Source organism: Prevotella sp. P6B1 (assembly GCF_000702825.1).
In the GTDB taxonomy this organism is placed as follows: domain Bacteria; phylum Bacteroidota; class Bacteroidia; order Bacteroidales; family Bacteroidaceae; genus Prevotella.
On sequence record NZ_JNKF01000013.1, the window covers coordinates 114,879 to 133,244 of the forward strand.

The window sequence follows — 18,366 nt, forward strand, 5'->3', positions numbered from 1 at the left end:
GCAGAAACCAAAAAACAAGTAAATAAATGAAAACGTACCGCACTTTTTCAGTCTCTCTTCTGCTGTGCCTCGCATCCACCATGCAGGCGCAACCACGAGAGGTGGTCAACCTGAACTATGGTTGGGATTTCGCACGCGACTCACTTTTTACTCAGTCGTATCAGATTGATGTGCCCCACGATTTCCAGATAGAACAGCCTTGGGTTGCCCCTTCGGCAGATGAACGGGCCGACAATAGCGATGTGGCTGCCAACATCAAGAGCCGACTCTCGGCACGAGGTTTCAAAGAGATGGGGGCAGGCTGGTATCGCAAAATAATTACACCCGATGCCACACTGAAAGGTCGTCGTATCCTGCTCGATTTCGAAGGTATCATGTACGTGGGCGATGTATGGCTGAATGGTAAGCATATAGGAGGAACAGACTACGGCTACGTAGGCTTCCAGATAGATATCACCCAACAGCTGCATTATGGTCAGCCCAACGAGCTCATTGTTAAGGCACATACCATGACAGAGCGCAACTCGCGCTGGTACACTGGTGGGGGGCTGTTTCGTAATGTATCGCTCATCAACACCTCTGCCGATCTGTATTTCGAGCGCCATCCACTGTATATCACCACACGCGATAATCAGTTTGTCAACATCTCGGCCGACGTAACCAATCGTACCAAGAACCGTCAAACCCTTGTAAGGGTAACTATCTACGATCCGGAAGGTCGGCAGATAGTAAAGCAGACTGCATCATGTAGCGGCAATCCGCAGTCACGCACACAGAATCTCCGCTTGGCCGAGATAGAGATTCCCAAGCCACAGCTCTGGGATACTGAGCATCCTAACCTCTATACTGCCAAGGTAGAGCTACTGTATCAGGACGGGACAGTGGCCGATGAGGTGAGTGAGCAGTTCGGTATCCGCACCATCGAGTACGGACCCGCCTTCGGCTTGAAGTTGAACGGCCAGAAGGTTCTCCTGAGGGGCTATGCCAACCACCACACCTTAGGCGCCTTAGGTGCTGCAGCCTATCCACGTGCCATTGAGAAGCGTATCCAGATGATGAAACAGTTCGGCATCAACCATATCCGCACCTCGCATAACCCCTATAGCCGCGACTTTATCCGTCTGTGCGACAAATACGGCATTCTGGTGGTGGATGAACTCTATGATAAATGGACCCAGCAGCATACAGGCGGACGCGTACCATTTATGAACCATTGGGCTCAGGATGTGACGGAGTGGATTACACGCGACCGCAACTCACCCAGCGTAGTGATGTGGAGCTTAGGCAACGAACTGCAACAGGACCCAAACCAGCCTTTCGGCGACTTCGGCGTGACCTGCTATAAGATGATGCGCCCTGTGGTACACCGTTACGATTCCACCCGTCAGATAACCGTAGCCATGCATCCGCGCTACCGTAACTGGCAGACCGACTCACTGCCATGCGACCTGGCTATGCAGACTGACATCCAAGCGTATAACTATAGATATATGTACTTCCCAGGCGACGGGCGCCGTTTTCCTTGGATGACATTTTACCAGAGCGAAGCCAGCATCAACAAGATGGGCCCCAACTGGTTCGAGATGGATCTTGACAAAGTAGTTGGACTGGCCTATTGGGGTGCCATCGACTATTTAGGCGAAAGTCAAGGCTGGCCAGCTAAAGGATGGGCGCAAGGTGTGTTCGACATTGCTCTTGAACCCAAGCCCAAGGCCTACTTCATGAAGAGTTTCCTGAAAAACGAGCCATTGGTACGCATCGCTGTGGTTGAGGATACAGAAAACGACATCGAGTGGAACGGCATACAGACAGGCAACGACATCGAGACAGAAAACTGGAATCGTGCAGCAGGATCGAAAGTCAACCTATATACATATACAAACGGCGACGAAGTAGAGTTACTACTGAACGGCAAACGTTTGGGGCGCCGTACCAATCCCACTGATCCTGAGAATCGTAATCGCATCCTTTGGAAGAATATAGCCTATCAGGCTGGTCGGTTAGAAGCTGTGGCCTACAAACAGGGAAAGGTGATAGCCCGTCACACTATTGAAACAACAGGCAAGGCTGTAAAACTGATTGCGAGCCCTGACAATAGTCAGTGGAAGGCCGACGGTCAGGACCTGCAGCACATCCGCATTACCGCTGTCGACAGCAAAGGCCGTCGTGTGTTTGCTGCCACCGATGAGCTACAGTTCGAAGTGGAGGGCGATGCACGCATCATTGCCGTAACCAATGGCGACATCACCAGCGAAGAACTGAACGTGACAAACCACCGCCGTCTGTGGCAAGGCTCGGCCATGGTTATCCTACGTGCTGGTCAACAGCCATCGAAGATATCGCTGAAAACAATATCCCACAAATATAAAACCGTCATTACCAAGTTCGAAACAAAATAAACTACATAGAAATGAAGAAAATTATGATTGCACTGGTAGCGTTTATGAGCCTCTCTGAATCGGCTACCGCTCAGAACAACGTGCTGCCGACAGCACAGAAAGCCAACGACTATTTCATGGCGAAGTATAGCGATCCTACCCTGCCCACCAACGTGAAGAAGGTGCGTCCCTCGTCGCTCTGGACACGCGCCGTGTACTATGAGGGACTGATGGCCCTGAATGCCATCGCCCCACAACAGCGCTACATCGACTATGCCATGACATGGGCCGATTTCCACAAATGGACCCCACGCAATGGTGTGAACACCTGCGATGCCGACGACCAGTGCTGCGGACAGACCTACGTGGAACTGGCAGCTCTCAAAGGAGGAGATCAGAAAGCATTATTGGCTAACGTCATTGCCAACTTAGACCACCAGATGGCTACCCCCAACACCAAGCAGCAGACCTCTACCCCCAAGGCTAAGACCAATGTCAACTCGCTTTACGGTTGGTGGACCTGGATTGATGCCATCCAGATGGCTATGCCGCTCTATATGCAAGTGGGTAAGCTCACTGGCGAACAGAAATACCGCGACCACGCCATGCAGATGTACCGCTGGACCCGTAACGAGTGCGGTGGCGGTCTGTTCAACACCAAAGATGGCTTGTGGTGGCGCGATGCCGACTACGTACCACCTTACAAGGAGAAAGATGGTAAGGACTGTTACTGGAGCCGTGGCAACGGCTGGGTTTATGCCGCCTTGGTGCGCTGCATGAACCAGCTCTCACCTAAGAGCAAGGAGTATAAGGAACTGAAAAAAGACTTTGTGCTGATGAGTGCCGGCCTGCTGAAATGCCAGCATAACGATGGATTCTGGCATGCCAGTCTGGTTTCGGATGTCGACTATCCCACCCCTGAGATGACAGGCACAGCCCTCTTCCTCTACGGTATGGCATGGGGCATACAGCAGGGACTGCTCAAGGAGAAGATATACCGTCCTGCCTGCGATAAAGCCTGGCAGGCACTTGAATCATGCGTACACACTGATGGTTTCTTAGGCTGGAACCAAGGTACAGGAAAGGAGCCATCAGCTGGACAGCCTGTCACCTTCACCAGTGTGCCCGACTTCGAGGACTACGGCACTGGCTGTTTCCTACTGGGCGCATCAGAATATTATAAACTCATACAGAAATGAGGCGATACTTAACCCTATTGACAGCGTGTTGCTTAGCGACAGCGGGGCTGGCTCAGAGCTGGCCTGCAGCACAACCTGAAGCAAAACCCGGCACCCGTTGGTGGTGGCTGGGTTCTGCTGTTAATAAAGAGGACCTGCAATGGAACCTCTCAGAATATGCACGTGCCGGTATCGGTGCGGTAGAAATTACCCCACTCTATGGAGTAAAAGGCAACGATAGTCAGAACATCAGCTTCCTCTCACCTCAATGGATGCAGGCATTGCTGATGGTGCAGGATATCGCCCGTCCGTTAGGCATCGAGGTAGATATGAACTGTGGCACAGGTTGGCCTTTTGGCGGTCCGCATATCGCGCTTGACGAGGCTGCCTGTCGTGCCATTTTCAAAGATACCATCATAGGAGGTGTCAAGACCTATAACGTTGAGATTGGTCGTACCCGACAAAAGGTGAAACGTGCAGCTCCTGGTGGCGAAGGCTGGGTAGTTGACCATTTCGACCGCCAGGCTGTAGCACACTATCTCGACCGCTTCACACAGGCATTCGCCACATCAGGCGTGCCTTACCCGCATACCTTCTTCAACGACTCATATGAGGTGTACAAGGCCAACTGGACCCCTACCCTGTTCTATGAGTTCCAGAAACGTCGCGGTTACGACCTGCGTGAGAAGTTACCTGAACTGCTGCATGGCGGTGATGGCAACCAAGTGCTGTGCGACTACCGTGAAACGCTGAGTGAACTGTTGCTCGAGAACTTCACTCAACAATGGGTGGCATGGGCACACCAACATGGTGTGAAGGTGCGCAATCAGGCACACGGTTCACCTGCAAACCTGCTTGATCTCTACGCTGCTGTCGATATCCCTGAGATTGAAGGCTTTGGACTTTCTGATTTCGGCATTCGTGGTCTGCGTACCGATCCTGGTATGACCCGCAAGAACGACAGCGATGTGTCGATGCTGAAATACGCATCTTCGGCCGCCCACGTCATGGGTAAGCCGTTCACATCGAGCGAGACATTTACCTGGCTCACAGAACACTTCCGCACATCACTCTCGCAGATGAAACCCGATCTCGACCTGATGTTCACCTGTGGTGTGAATCACGTATTCTTCCACGGTTCATGCTACACACCCAAGAACGATGCGTGGCCAGGTTGGAAGTTCTATGCCTCAGTGGATATGAGCCCAACCAACAGCATCTGGCGCGATGCCCCTTACCTCATGAAGTATATCGAACGCTGTCAGAGTTTCCTGCAACTGGGACAACCCGACAACGATTTCTTAGTCTATCTACCCGTTCGTGATATGTGGCGTCAGCGTACTGGCAACGAAATCCTGATGCAGTTCGATATCCACTCAATGGCCAAGAAAGCTCCTCAGTTCATCAAAAGCATCCTTGCCATCGACCGTCTGGGCTACGACTGCGACTATATCAGCGACCGCCAACTGGCAAAGTTACGCATTGCTGATGGTCGACTCGTCACCGAAGGCGGCACCAGCTATCGTGCCCTCATCATTCCCAGTGGCACCACCATCGATGCAGCCCTGCAGGCACAGATTGATCGTCTGCATCCTTACGTGATCAAAGGCGAACAACCTGAACTCATGGCGCATTTCGCTCAGTCAGAACCCATGAAAACCCAGTTAGGACTGCGTGCCATCCGTCGCAAGCAGGGCAACCAGTGGCATTACTTCATCGTCAATCTTACACCAAACGATGTGGAAGGCGATGTCTCTCTTGCAGTTCCTTTCAAGGGCGCCCACTGGTTCAACCCCATGAATGGCGACATCACGCCAGCAAGCGTCAACAACGGTCAGTTGCATATTGCCTTGAAATCGGGCGAGAGTCGAATCCTGCAAACATCCGATCAACTAGTTTCAACCAGTATAGTACCTGAAAAGGCCCCGCAGACCCAGGAGAAGGAGCTCCTGGGACCTTGGGCGCTCTCGTTTACCGACGAGACGCCCAGGGTGGGCAAAACCTTCCGTTTGGCAAAACTCCAAACATGGGAGACATTGAGCGACAGCGCCGCTGTTACCATGGGAACAGGTGTTTATACCACTTCTTTCCGTCTGTCGGCTCAGGAGGCACGTCAATCATGGAAAATTGATTTAGGCGATGTACGAGAGTCGGCCCGTGTGTATATCAATGGTCAGTTCGTTGGCTGTGCCTGGGCTGTACCCTTTATCCTTGATTGCGGTAAAACGCTGCGTAAGGGCAAGAACACACTCCGTATCGAAGTGACCAACCTACCCGCAAACCGTATAGCCGATCTGGATCGTAAAGGCATAGAATGGCGCAAGTTTAACGAGATCAACGTGGTCGACATCAATTACAAAACCACTAAATACGATCACTGGGCACCCGTGCCAAGCGGTCTAAACTCGACAGTCAGACTTATAACTATTTCCCAATAACTTAATTACTTTTTAAAAACAAACAATTATGAAGGACTTAAAAATGTACATCAATGGTCAGTTCTGCGAGAGCTCTAACGGCCAATGGATCGATGTGTTGAACCCCTCGACAGAGGAAGTTATCTCTCGTCAGCCCGAGGGAACCATCGAGGATGTAAACCGCGCACTTGATGCAGCCCGTTCAGCTCAGAAGGCCTGGGCCAAGACACCCGCTATCGAGCGTGCTGGTTATCTACTGAAAATGGCAGAAGGCATCAAGAAACGCGAAAAAGAGTTCACCGAGATTATCATGCGTGAGCAGGGTAAGACACGTAATTGGGCCTCCATCGAGGTTGGTGCCACCATCGCCTATTTTGAATACATGGCAACCTTCGCACGCCACATAGAAGGCGAGATTATTCCAAGCGACCGTCCTAACGAAACCATTCTGCTCACCAAGAAGCCTATCGGCGTGGTAGCAGGCATCCTGCCTTGGAACTTCCCGTTCTTCCTGATTGCCCGCAAAGCTGGTGCTGCCCTCATTGCAGGCTGTACCATTGTCATCAAGCCATCACAACTCACCCCAGAGAACTGTACAGAGTTTGCCAAGATTGTCGATGAGATCGACTTACCCGCAGGTGTCATCAATATCGTAACTGGTAAGGGTTCGGTTATTGGTAACGAGATGGCAGGCTCGCCCAAGATCGACATTGTAAGCGTAACAGGTTCTGTAGGTGCAGGCGAAAGTATTATGGCAGCCGCTTCTAAGAATATTACAAAAGTATCACTTGAGTTAGGAGGAAAGGCTCCTGCCATCGTCATGAAGGATGCCGACTTGGAGCGCGCAGCCCAGTGGATTGTGGATAGTCGCATCGGTAACAACGGTCAGATTTGTAATAATGCAGAACGTGTATATGTACAGAAAGAGATAAAGGCAGCCTTTACCCAGATACTCGTCGACAAAATGTCAAAGGTCAAGGTAGGCGATGTTTGCAAGGACGAAACCGTAGATATGGGTCCATTAGTAGAACAGCGCGCATTGGAGAGTGTAACAGAAAAAGTGGAACGCGCCATCAAACAAGGCGCCAAGTTGCTCTGTGGTGGTCATCGCGTAGGCAATCAAGGTTACTTCTATGCCGCCACGGTACTTGACAACTGCACACAGGATATGGACATCATCCACGAGGAGACCTTTGGTCCCGTCATCCCATTGGTTGAGTTCGAAACCCTTGATGAGGTTATCGGCTATGCCAACGACTGCGAATACGGTCTGGCATCGAGCATCTTCACCAAGGATCTGAACGTAGCCGTAAAGGCATGCCGTGAACTCGAGTTTGGCGAGACCTATGTGAATCGCGAGCATTTCGAAGCCATCCAGGGCTTCCACGCTGGTGTGAAGAAATCTGGTATCGGCGGTGCCGATGGTAAGCACGGAGTTGATGAATATCTCGTCACCCACGTCACCTACCTCGATACCTACGAGGATATGTAAACTTCCTACAGATCATCAAAAAAAGAAGAATGCGCCCCATTTTGGAGCGCATTCTTTATGTTGTATAGGCTATCGGATTAATAACCAGGATTCTGCCACATGTTCTCGGTAGCGGTAGTGTACTGCAGCACACCGTTAGCATCCTGCTGAACAGCCTCGTTACTACGGTTGGTTACCGACTCGAGCTCGCTCAGCGGAATGGGGCGATAGTAGTGCTTCAGGGCGATGTTGCCACTGGCCTGTGCATTATACTTCTTCACGTGGTCGATCAGGGTATGAGTACGTTTCAGGTCGAACCAGCGCTGATACTCACCACAGAGCTCGATGGCACGCTCCTTGAGGATGGTCTCGATATCAACCGTGCCTTTGAGTGAGTTGTCCTTGCCAGCGATGGCACGGGCAGCACGCAGCTGATTGAGGGTTGCCAGCGCATTGCCGCCAGTAGCCAGCTCTGCCTCAGCCTTGATGAGGTACATCTCAGCCAATCGCAGCACCATGATGTCGCGGTAAGAGATATCAAAGGTAGGATATTCTTCGTTATACTGGTCGTCGAGGAACTTCTTGATACCAGGGAACGAACGGCGACCTTCAATCTTCTCGCTCTTATAACGGGCATCGCCATAGACATCCGACACAGCCTTACCACCCTCGGTAGGCAGGGCTGTAGCAGGATCGCCAGAGGTGTAAACAGGGATGTCGCCACCATATGCGAACTGCAAACGATACTTATTCTTAGCCTGCTCCTGCAAAGCCTGACCCTCAGCTGAATTACCATCCATCAGCGCATACTGGATACCGATGACACCACCATTGAAGTAGTTACCATCCTCTGCATAAGCTTCCTCATAGGTCTTGTAAGTCTGATCGCCCATGTTTGGATAGTTGGCGGCATTGCCAGCCAGGTCGGGGTGCACACGGTAAGCAGTGAGCAGGGTACCGTTGTAGCGCTGGTCGGTCTCCTTGATCTCGTCGAGAGTCTGCCAGAGATAGAGTGAAGGCAGGTAGCGGGTGAAGCCACGACCATAAGGTGAGTAGTACTTGCCTACCTCAACATCCTTACCAGTGGTCTTGCTCTTGATGGTGGTCTTACCGGCAGCCATACGGAAGAAGATAGAGTTGTTCTTCTGTCCGTTAGGACCGATATCGTCGCAACCGTTGTTCCAGAGTGATACAAACATCAGCAGAGAGGCACTACCACCGTTACGGCCATAGCCGGTACGGGTGATGAGTGAGTTGAAATTGCCTGTACCCTCGCTTGAGAAACGGTAAGGCACGCAGTTGTCGCGACCGGCATTCAGATCATTAGAATAGTGAACGGCAAAGAGGTTCTCGGTATTAGCAGTAGCCTCCTCGTTGTTCATGTTCCAAGTGTCGCTGTAGCGGCTGTAGAACTTGGCGCCAGAGTTGTTGATCACATCGGTAGCAGCTGTCAGGGCCTCGTTGTAGAGGTTGCTATAGCCATTCACTGCGTTGGCGCCCAGCCAAGAGGCAGCATAGAGGGCTACACGGGCGTAGAGGGCCTCTGCCGAATAGTAGTAGGCACGACCAGTAGCGGTGGCCGACTTGCCATCCATGATGTTAGCCTTCTTATAGTTGTTCATGGCCTGTTTCAGGTCGTCGAGGATATGGCCATAGACCTCAGCCTCGGGCACACGAACAGGATTGTTGTTAATCGAGTTGATAGGCTCGGCATTGTAAGGGATTGGTCCCCACATAGCCACCATCTGCGAATAGTAGAGGGCACGCAGGAAGTAGGCATCGCCCAGATAGGCCGCCTTCTTGATATCGTCGATCACGGTGCAGTCAGGCACATACTTCAGTGCGTTGTTACATACATCCACACCAGCGTAGAACATCTCCCAATACTCATCCAGACAGGGGTTGTCTGCTACGTTGTTACCAAGAGCTTCGGCCGTGATGTCGTACTTCAGCAGCGACTTCTGTTTGTTGTCGTAGCCAAAATAGAACAGGTCTGAACCCATTTCTGCAAGACCCAGCGATGGCTCCTTACCCCACCAACCGTGTGTGTAGGTATAAGCCGACTGGATGAGGCCGTCGATACCCGAAACGGTATTGTAGGCCAGGTCGGCAGTCTCACCGGTCTTGTTCTCCTCGTCCAGGAAGTCTGAGCAGGAGGTTGCAGCGAAGCTGAAGGCAGCGGCCGCAAATAACATGCTATATATCTTTTTCATATCGATGATCATTATAAGTGATTAGAAAGTTACGTTAAGACCTACTACTACCTGCTTCATCAGTGGGAAGTTCACAGAACCGCCACGCTCTGGGTCGTAGTTGTCGAAATGACTGAATGTGAAGTAGTTCTTCAGCGAACCATATACTCGAACATTGCTCATGTAAACCTTCTTGACGAGGTTCTTGGGCAGGTTGTACGACAGGGTGATATCCTTGATCTTGAAGTAGTCGCCCTTCTGGATCTGGATGTTGTTCTTGTAGTATGTAGGTGAAGTACCTGTAGCACCTGGCGATGGGATGTCGGCACCCTGATTCTCTGGTGTCCAGTAGCTCAGGTCGCCCCAGTTGGCATTGTCATACAGGTAGAGGCCGTAGCCGCTGTAGCTCAGATAGCCACCCAGGCGGGCCATGGTCTGAATGCTCAGCGAGAAGTCCTTATAAGTAAAGGTAGAGCTGAGACCCAGGATAGCCTTTGGTGAGCGGTCGTAGATAGTCTTATCGCTATCGTCAATCTTGTCGTCGCCGTTCACGTCGATCACCTTCGGTGTACCAGGATCGCCGTAGTCGGCCATTGGCTTCTCGAAGTTGGGGTGAGCAGCCAGATACTTGTCGAACTCGCCAATACCCCAGCAGCCGTCCATGTCGTAAGTGTAGAAAGCTGATACAGGCTTGCCAATCTTCAGAATGCTGGTGCCTGATACTACCTGCTCGATACCGTCAGCCAGTTCATCCACCTCGTCGCGGGCGAAGGTGGCAGAAGCGCTCAGATCCCAAGTGAAGTCGCGGGTCTTCACAGGCTGTGCACCCAGTGAGATTTCCCAACCGTGGCCCTTGGTCTTACCCACATTCGAGATGGTGCTGGTAAATACCGAAGAGGCAGGAGCTGTCTTGTAGTACAGCAGATCATAGGTATGGCTATTGTAGTAGTCGATACTACCATAGATGCGGCCATTGAGGAACGCGAAGTCGAGACCGAAGTCGAGGGCAGCTGTCTTCTCCCATGTCAGCTTAGGATTAGCCATGGTCATAGGTGCCTTGTCGGTAGAGTTTGGCACGATGCTCTTGATGGTAGCCAGTGTCTGGTAGGCAGAGATGGCTGAGTTGCCAGAGAGACCCCAAGATACACGGAACTTCAAGTTGTCGAGCCATGACTTGGTGCCCTGCATGAATTTTTCCTCAGAGATACGCCAACCAGCGCTAACTGATGGGAAGTAGCCCCACTTATGTCCCTCTGCGAGTACAGAAGAACCATCAGCACGTAACGAAGCCTGGAACAGGTACTTACCATCGTAAGAGTAGTTGGCACGAGCAAAGAACGACAGCATAGAGCTCTTGGTGTAGCCTGTGGCGACAAGTGGTGACTGAATCTTACTGACATCATAGAAACTGCTCTTCTTGTAGCTCTCAGATCCAGCGACACCCGAGATGGTGCTGGACTCAGATACGTACTGTGACATCTCGTGACCCAGCAGGAAAGTCATATCGTGCTTGGCAATGGTCTTGTTGTAGTTGGCAGTGTTCTGCCATACATACTTGGTACCAGTGCTGCGGTCGTTAGCGATATAGGTAGTGGTAGGCGACTGGTAGCGAGCCTGACTGTGGTAATCCTGATAGGTACCCGTGCGCGAGGTGCTGCGGTCGAGTGTGAACTGTGACTTCAGCATCAAGCCCTTGATAGGATTGAGCTGCACGTAGCCACTACCGAAGAAACGGCTGCTCTCGATGTTGCGCTGATAAGCACCATCCTCATCGAGCAGAGGTGAACAGTGAGCTGCATACCAGGGGTTAGGCGTAGCATTGATAGAACCATCCTTCAGATACGCGTGTGTGATGGTGGTCATCTTCTGTGCCTGGTTATAAACACCACCGTTACGCTTGTCGTTGCTCTTGTAAGCGTAAGAGAGGCTGGCACCGATCTTCACGATGCGGTTGATCTGATGATCCAGGTTGATGCGACCGGTGTAGCGGTTGAACTCATCACCCTTCATCAAACCCTTGTCGTCCATAGCGGCTAATGACACGTTGAAGTTGGTCTTCTCGTTACCGCCCTGTACAGAAACCTCGTAGTTCTGAGATACGCTGTTGTCGAGAACTATGTCGAGCCAGTCGGTATAGCTCTTTTCGTTATATATATCCAGTGTTGGTGTACCGTCATCGAGGTTGAATGTCAGCACGTCAGCGGCAGTAGCGCTGTTGCTGAAATTCCAACCGTTGGCGGCAGCAGTCTCGTAGTTTTTCTTGTCGATCAGGCGCTGCACCTCCTTATCGCCATACATAGGCTTTACGATACCCGTGGCACCGTTGAATGAGAGATAGCCGTTAAAGTTAACTCTGGTCTTTCCGGCTGAGCCGCGCTTGGTGGTGATCAGGATCACACCGTTAGCACCCTTGGTACCATAGATAGCGGTAGAAGCGGCATCCTTCAGGATATCCATCGACTCGATGTCGCTAGCAGGAATATCGAGGGTTGAGCCATACTCTACCCCATCCACAATAACCAGCGGACCGTTACCAGCCAACAATGAGCGGTTACCACGCAGGGTCATGCTCACACCGGCACCGGCCTCACCGCCACCACTCTGCTGGAGGTCCACACCAGGCACCTTGGCCTGCATGGCTGAGAGGGCGTTGGCACCGGCCACCTTAGCCAGGTCGTCGGTCTTCACCGAAGCTACCGAACCGGTCAGGTCCTTCTTCTTCATGGTGCCGTAACCTACTACTACCACCTCGTCGAGTGCAGCAGCATCTTCTTGCATGGTTACATTGAAACTGTTCTTACCGGCTACGGAGATTTTCTGCTCCTTGAAACCGATGTAAGAGATCTTCAGGACGGCTTTCTCAGGAACGTTCTGAATGGTAAAGCGACCGTCGAAATCGGTCACAGCGCCAACGCTGGTTCCGTCGACCATCACACTTACACCAATCATGGGTTCACCAGAGGCATCCTTCACTGTACCTGTAATCGCTTTCTGGGCATAGGCCACAAAGCAGAACACAGACAAAAGCAAAGCCATAGAGGCTCTTTTGAATTGATGATTCATACTCATGTTAGTTTTAGTTTGTTACTTATTAATTTATAGAGTTAAAATTTTAGCTTCATAAGCTCCCGAGAGAACTTTACGGCTGCAAAAGTATAAGAAAATGTGAAACACCGTATACTTTTCTTAAGGAAATCTTCTGCAAACGTTTACGTGATTTAACAATGTTATCGTACACAGCCAAAAATCCACGTCAAATTTACTTAATAACAATCTTTTTACCTTGATGTATAAAGATACCTTTTGATGGAGCGATGACTTGACAACCAATTAATGTGTAAAAGTGGGTGTTCTTTGTTTGTGAGTTGTCGGATATGGTCTGCGTCGAGATATCCGACGAGTCATTCCAACTATAGGTTGCCTTGTACGAATTTTCCATGACTGGGCTCAGGTTGTTACCGGTAGCTTCTACCGTCTTATTGGTTCTGGTCTTGGTGAATGTGCAACCATTGATAAAGCGGATATCCTTGCAGAAGAACAGTCTGACACCATTACGATGTGATATCCTGACATTGTCGAATGTCACGTCGTAGACGTAGCTTTCGGGGCGTCCGTAAATCATGATACCGTTATAGTTCTTGTCGTTGCTGTTTTTAGTGTTATAGCCCGAAGCTGTTACGTTCTGTATCAGGATGTTATGAAACTCAGGGGTGCTACTGGTCTTTGTCCCTGGCGATGCTTCTGCCTCCTCCGGACTATCGGGAAGCTTATCGTACCAAGCTGTAATCTGGATTGGTGTAGCCACATTCTGCATGGTGCAATTACGGAAGATGATGTCGTGTACATCGCCACTACGATCTGTATTCGACTTCAAACGGAAACCGCAGTCTGTACCATCGAAAGTCAGATCCTCGTAGATGATGTGATGCATGTTTTGGGTATAGCTGCCTAATGAAGCACCATGTCCGGCTTTGAAGTCGCAGTTCCACACGTGGATATATTGGGCATCAGAATCAGTCACAACATTATCGTCGCCAGTATCAATATAACAGTTATAGATATTGCAGTATTGGGTCCAGATGGGGATACCATCGGTATTGTGTGAGGGATCGGATGCTGATGAGGCTGGCGCATAGATATGTACATCGTGAACCGTATTGTGCGCACCTTTACCCGACTGTCCTAAGGTAAGATTGGTACCGGGTGCATTCTGTATACAGAAGTGACGGAAAAGATAGCGCTGGCCTTGTGAGAATCGGATGATTGATCCACGTTGTAAACCACTCACCTTCTGTTCTACGGCATCCCACCAGGGGGCACCTTGGCCTTCTATTATGGAAGTTTCAGAACTCTCTCCTTCTATAACAATGTCAGAAGCACCGTTTTTTCCTTTGATATATGGGTCTTTGGTAGTGTGGTCTGGTTGATCGCTGTATGCCAAAAGCTTCAGGGTGGCATGTGCACAGAGATGCAGTACTGTTTTTGAACCGATGGTAATACGACCAAACAACCATTCGCCTGCTGGCACTACCACCATGCCCCCACCAGCATTGTTGGCAGCATCGAGAGCATCCTGAATGGCTTGGGTATTGTCCGCATTAGTGGTTGTTGCCCCAAAGTCTGTGATATAAAATGTATTTGCATCTGTAAAGGTAGGCAGGCTTTGGGGTAAGTTCACCTCTGTCCAACCTTCAGGTGTATTCTTTCCGGCAATCTCTTCTGCCATTGAGAAATCTATAACTTGTGCTGATAAGGTAATGGAATTCATCAGCAGCAAAGCTACCGTTGTAATTGTAGTACTTAGTTTGATTTTCATTTGTTTTGTTTTAATAAAGGGCGAACACTGTGGTTAGCATTCGCCCTTTGTATAGATAATGTTTACTATTATGGCAACCAGCGCGGATCACCAACATTCTTCAACTCCTTAGTATTAAGGATGGTGAAGTCACCATTTGCCCAATCCTTAAAGGTTTCTGCCAAGTTTGTGGATATAATAGTTCCATCTAATTTTGCAGCAGGTGAAGGATCTTCGTCTGATACAGGAGTCCATTCAACATCGCTAGTATAATAGATGTCGGTTGCATCAGGCTTGACATCACCCGACCACATAGATAGCTTTTTCAGACCAGGACCAAAGATACATTTGCTGATCTTGAAGTCGCCAGAAGGAGCCTTGCCCTTGAAGTCAAAGACAAACTTACCATTGTCAGGACACTTAACAAATGTACAGTTCTCAACAACTATAGATGTAGGCGCAGCACCCTTTGTGTTAACAAAGAGAACCTTACAGGTTGAGAATGTAGAGTTTGAAATCTTGATGTTGCTGACTACAGCACCAGCCTTGTCAGAATTGCAAACACCATATCCTGCAATAGAGTCAACGGTACAATTCTGCATCACAAAGTTCTCAACCGTTGAGGCGTTGTCCTTTTGTCTGAGAAGACCACGTTTCCACTTGATATCGCAGTTATCAAACTCAATCAGTCCGATCTTAGAGTTCTTACCAGCAATATTGAAGAGATACTGACCACCGAAGTTACCGTCAGTAGCAGATGGCTCACTTCCCCATACATTGATCTTATCGAATACGAGGCCACCAATCACTGCATCTGCGTTGGTATCGAAGTTACTTACAACATTGAGGATGGCATAGCCAGCAAGAGACTGACCAGTCACAAACTTGATGGTACCAGTTGTAGAATTCAGCTTGGTGGCCTTCAGACGATATGTCATGCCACCTTCAAGGATAATGGTGATATCCTGATTGGGGTATTCCACATCAATCAAGTTTGTCAGATTGTTCTCAAAGTATGCGAGACTTGTTTCCTCATCCAAACCGCGCAAGTCAATAATAGTACCCTCGAAGTTGTCGGCAGCAGCAGTTGTAAGGCGTTTCTTACCCTGATAGCTACCATTGGCCCAAGCTTCTACACGATAGGTTGTCTTTGGTTCCAGACCGCCGATAATCTTTTCACAAGCAGCATTCTCCTCTTCGGAAACTGCTACCTCGGCAACAATCTCGTCTTCTGAGTCCTTGATGATGACCAGCTTGTCGTAGCTGACACCCTCTGCCCATTTGATACGTGCCTTGATGTCGATAATGTCGGTAGCGGCAGGGTTAATCAACTTGGTGGGGAAGTCGGGAGTAGTGGTTGTGATATTGTACTCCTTAGACTTGAGTCCCGTATTGGTATTTGCCGAGCTGATATATACGAAGTACTCCTTGTCATACTCCAGTCCCTCGAAACGGCAAGTCAAGTCAGAGGTAGTAATCTCCTTAGCTGGCACACTGGCATCAACGGGAACAGCCTTTACCGTGTACTGGTTAGCGCTGGTGTAGTTATCCCACTTAACAACCATGTATGGCACATTGTTGTCATCCAAGCCCACCTCCAGATTATCGTCGTCATTGATAATGGGACGGAACAGCGCATCGGCCTGAGGGAGGTCATTGTCACTGCTACAGCTGACAAATGTTCCCATTCCTGTGGTTACTGCTCCGAGCAGCAACATGGTCTTAAATATCTTTTTCATAATGCGTTTCCTTGTTTATTTGTAATTTTCTTTTTCAACTGTAGCAACCTCTACGTTAACACCGTCGCCCATATTCATATCGAGAATATGATAACCGTCGTTGTTCAGCACCGTACTTGCTGAGATAGTCTCAGTAGTGATAGGCAGCAGATAAGGAGCTACACCATTACCCTTCAATGCACCGTTAGAGTAACCGCGATACAGACGAGTGAAGTAATCACTGGCTGCATATACATCCTTACGGGTAATGCCAGTATCCTCGCCATCAATAACAGTCACTGTCTTGGTGTTAGGAGCTGCACCCAATGTATAGGTTGTTGTACCGTCACCATTAACCTTCTTCACAGGTGTAGTGGTACCATAGTCAACACCATCGTAGATGTAGGTGCGAGTGCGCTTCAGCATATTGCTACCCCAGTTTACACTCTGCCAGCCATTAGCTTGCATGGTAGCATCATCTTCTTCAATCTGATACTTCTGGTTATACCACTTGATATCGCTCTTCAGGTTATTCTTGCCTACCTTTACATACCACAGTTTGTTGGCCCATGTGGTATAATTGGCAGCCTCAGGATACTGTGCCAATACATCTGGATCGTTCATCAGATCCTCATTGCATGCAATACCCCAGCAGAGAGCGGTGTACATCGCTTCCTCTATCTTTTCGGCATAGAGATTCCAGCGAACCAGATCGAACTTACGAAGAGCCTCACTACCAAACTCCCATGCACGCTCATTAACAATAGCGTTGAAGAAGTCTTCTTTCGAATTCAGATTGCTTACGTAGTTGGTTACATCGTCAGCATAAGTAGCGCTACCAGCGAAAGCACGGGCGCGAACGGTAGTCAGCATCTCCTTTGCCAGTGCAGTAGGACCGTTCAGTTCGTTCTCAGCCTCGGCCAGCATCAGCAGAACATCTGAGTAGCGCATCAATGGGAAGTTAATACCTGTACCCTTTGAAGAACCAGAACCCAACTCTTTACCAGCACGGGCGCGATCCCACTTACCAGCATAGAGACCTGTAGAGGCAACAGCCTGAACGGTGTCCTGAACGTGCTGATACTTAGCTACACACACGTCGCGACGGCTATCATTGTCGGCAAACGACATATAGTAAGTTGGAGTCATAGCTACCTGAGCAGTGGTGTTACCCTGAGCACAAGTACCTGTATTGGGCACACCGAAGCTCCAGCCAATATCACCACCATAGTTCTGTACAAAGGCAACCTCATAGAGTACCTCAGCGTTGTTCTCGCAGGTATAGTTCATCTCATTGATAAACGACTGCTCGAAGTTGGCATACAGGGCGCGTGGCTTCAGCTGGATCAGCTTCTGGCAGTAGTCCTTAGCCATCTGGTAGTACTGTGTATAGGTCTGAGCAGTCTTCTCCACACCGTTTACATCCTTATAGGTAACGGTCAGCGAGTCGGCTGTTACATTCAGATAGTCGTCGGCACGCTTCATGGTACCGTCCTTGGTCATACCATAACCACCACGGAACAGAGCCAGACGGGCAATCAGACCGATGGCGAAGTCACGGTTCATACGCTCGATACCGCCAGTGTTTACATCGCTCCACTTCATGTTGGGCTCGATGTCAACCAACTGCTGCAATACACGGCTGTAAACTACGTTTTTGTCAGTACGGGGCTTATCAATCTCATCACCCCACTTAGCAGCCTCATCATAGTAAGGCACATCGCCGAAGAAGTTGCACATCAGGTAGTAGCGGTAACCTTTCAAACAGGTTGCCTCACCCTTAATCTGCTGCATCTCGTCGGTATTACCGATAGAACTGGCATCAATACCGGCACGTACCTGGTTAGCACGCTCGATGGCCTGCAGGTTGTTGTCCCATACTTTCTTAACGTCGCTCCAACCCACGTTGCCTGCACCCTGGAGTGGCCATACGGCATTTCGGTGGTTAGTGGCTGTAGTAGCGCTAGTACCCATAGCCTCTACGTCGGTGTTCTGCATCCAAACACCGCACATACGGCTTGTGAATGGGTCTTCGCAGAACAGTACATATACGCCGTTGATGGCGTTGGTCGCAAACTCTGTAGAGCCATAAACCATATTCTGGTCCATCTGCGATGGCGATTCTACATCGAGCATGTCGTTACACGATGTCAGACCGATAACTCCAAGAGCTGCAATTGCTATATATTTATTCTTGAATTTCATATCTTTATCGAT

At 49.8% G+C, this 18,366-nt stretch carries 9 protein-coding genes; 4 read left to right on the forward strand and 5 right to left on the reverse strand.

Going from position 1 to position 18,366, the window contains the following annotated elements; translation table 11 throughout:
- Window positions 1-26: 26 nt before the first annotated feature.
- Genes T495_RS0109790 through aldA form a run of 4 tightly spaced genes read left to right on the forward strand, consistent with a single transcriptional unit; the run spans window position 27 to window position 7,465 of the window.
- Window positions 27-2,399, forward strand: coding sequence for a glycoside hydrolase family 2 TIM barrel-domain containing protein (locus T495_RS0109790; protein WP_081832082.1), 2,373 nt, complete (start codon window positions 27-29; stop codon window positions 2,397-2,399).
- Between the two features lie 11 nt (window positions 2,400-2,410).
- Window positions 2,411-3,577: a glycoside hydrolase family 105 protein gene (locus T495_RS0109795; RefSeq protein ID WP_033148534.1), complete on the forward strand. Its 1,167-nt coding sequence runs from the start codon at window positions 2,411-2,413 to the stop codon at window positions 3,575-3,577.
- Window positions 3,574-5,994, forward strand: coding sequence for a glycosyl hydrolase (locus tag T495_RS0109800; protein ID WP_033148535.1), 2,421 nt, complete (start codon window positions 3,574-3,576; stop codon window positions 5,992-5,994). Before T495_RS0109795 ends, T495_RS0109800 begins: the two co-directional genes overlap by 4 nt.
- 28 nt (window positions 5,995-6,022) lie before the next feature.
- A complete protein-coding gene (aldA, locus tag T495_RS0109805) occupies window positions 6,023-7,465 on the forward strand; it encodes an aldehyde dehydrogenase (RefSeq protein WP_033148536.1) in 1,443 nt (480 codons plus the stop codon).
- A 77-nt stretch (window positions 7,466-7,542) separates the two neighbouring features.
- Here the strand turns inward: aldA and T495_RS0109810 are convergent, their stop codons facing one another.
- The 5 genes from T495_RS0109810 to T495_RS0109830 form a co-directional block, all read right to left on the reverse strand.
- Window positions 7,543-9,657: a RagB/SusD family nutrient uptake outer membrane protein gene (locus tag T495_RS0109810; RefSeq protein WP_033148672.1), complete on the reverse strand. Its 2,115-nt coding sequence runs from the start codon at window positions 9,655-9,657 to the stop codon at window positions 7,543-7,545.
- Window positions 9,658-9,678: 21 nt separating this feature from the next.
- Window positions 9,679-12,699 (reverse strand): TonB-dependent receptor, encoded by a 3,021-nt coding sequence (locus tag T495_RS0109815; RefSeq protein WP_033148673.1) that lies wholly within the window; start codon window positions 12,697-12,699, stop codon window positions 9,679-9,681.
- 196 nt (window positions 12,700-12,895) lie between these two features.
- Window positions 12,896-14,452 carry a glycoside hydrolase family 28 protein gene (locus tag T495_RS0109820; protein ID WP_081832083.1) on the reverse strand — a complete coding sequence of 519 codons (1,557 nt, stop codon included), beginning with the start codon at window positions 14,450-14,452 and terminating at the stop codon, window positions 12,896-12,898.
- A 68-nt stretch (window positions 14,453-14,520) separates the two neighbouring features.
- The gene (locus T495_RS0109825; protein ID WP_033148538.1) at window positions 14,521-16,170 is read right to left on the reverse strand and encodes a DUF5123 domain-containing protein; all 1,650 of its coding nucleotides are present in this window, start codon (window positions 16,168-16,170) and stop codon (window positions 14,521-14,523) included.
- 15 nt (window positions 16,171-16,185) lie between these two features.
- Window positions 16,186-18,354 (reverse strand): RagB/SusD family nutrient uptake outer membrane protein, encoded by a 2,169-nt coding sequence (locus T495_RS0109830; RefSeq protein WP_051651981.1) that lies wholly within the window; start codon window positions 18,352-18,354, stop codon window positions 16,186-16,188.
- Window positions 18,355-18,366: the final 12 nt, after the last annotated feature.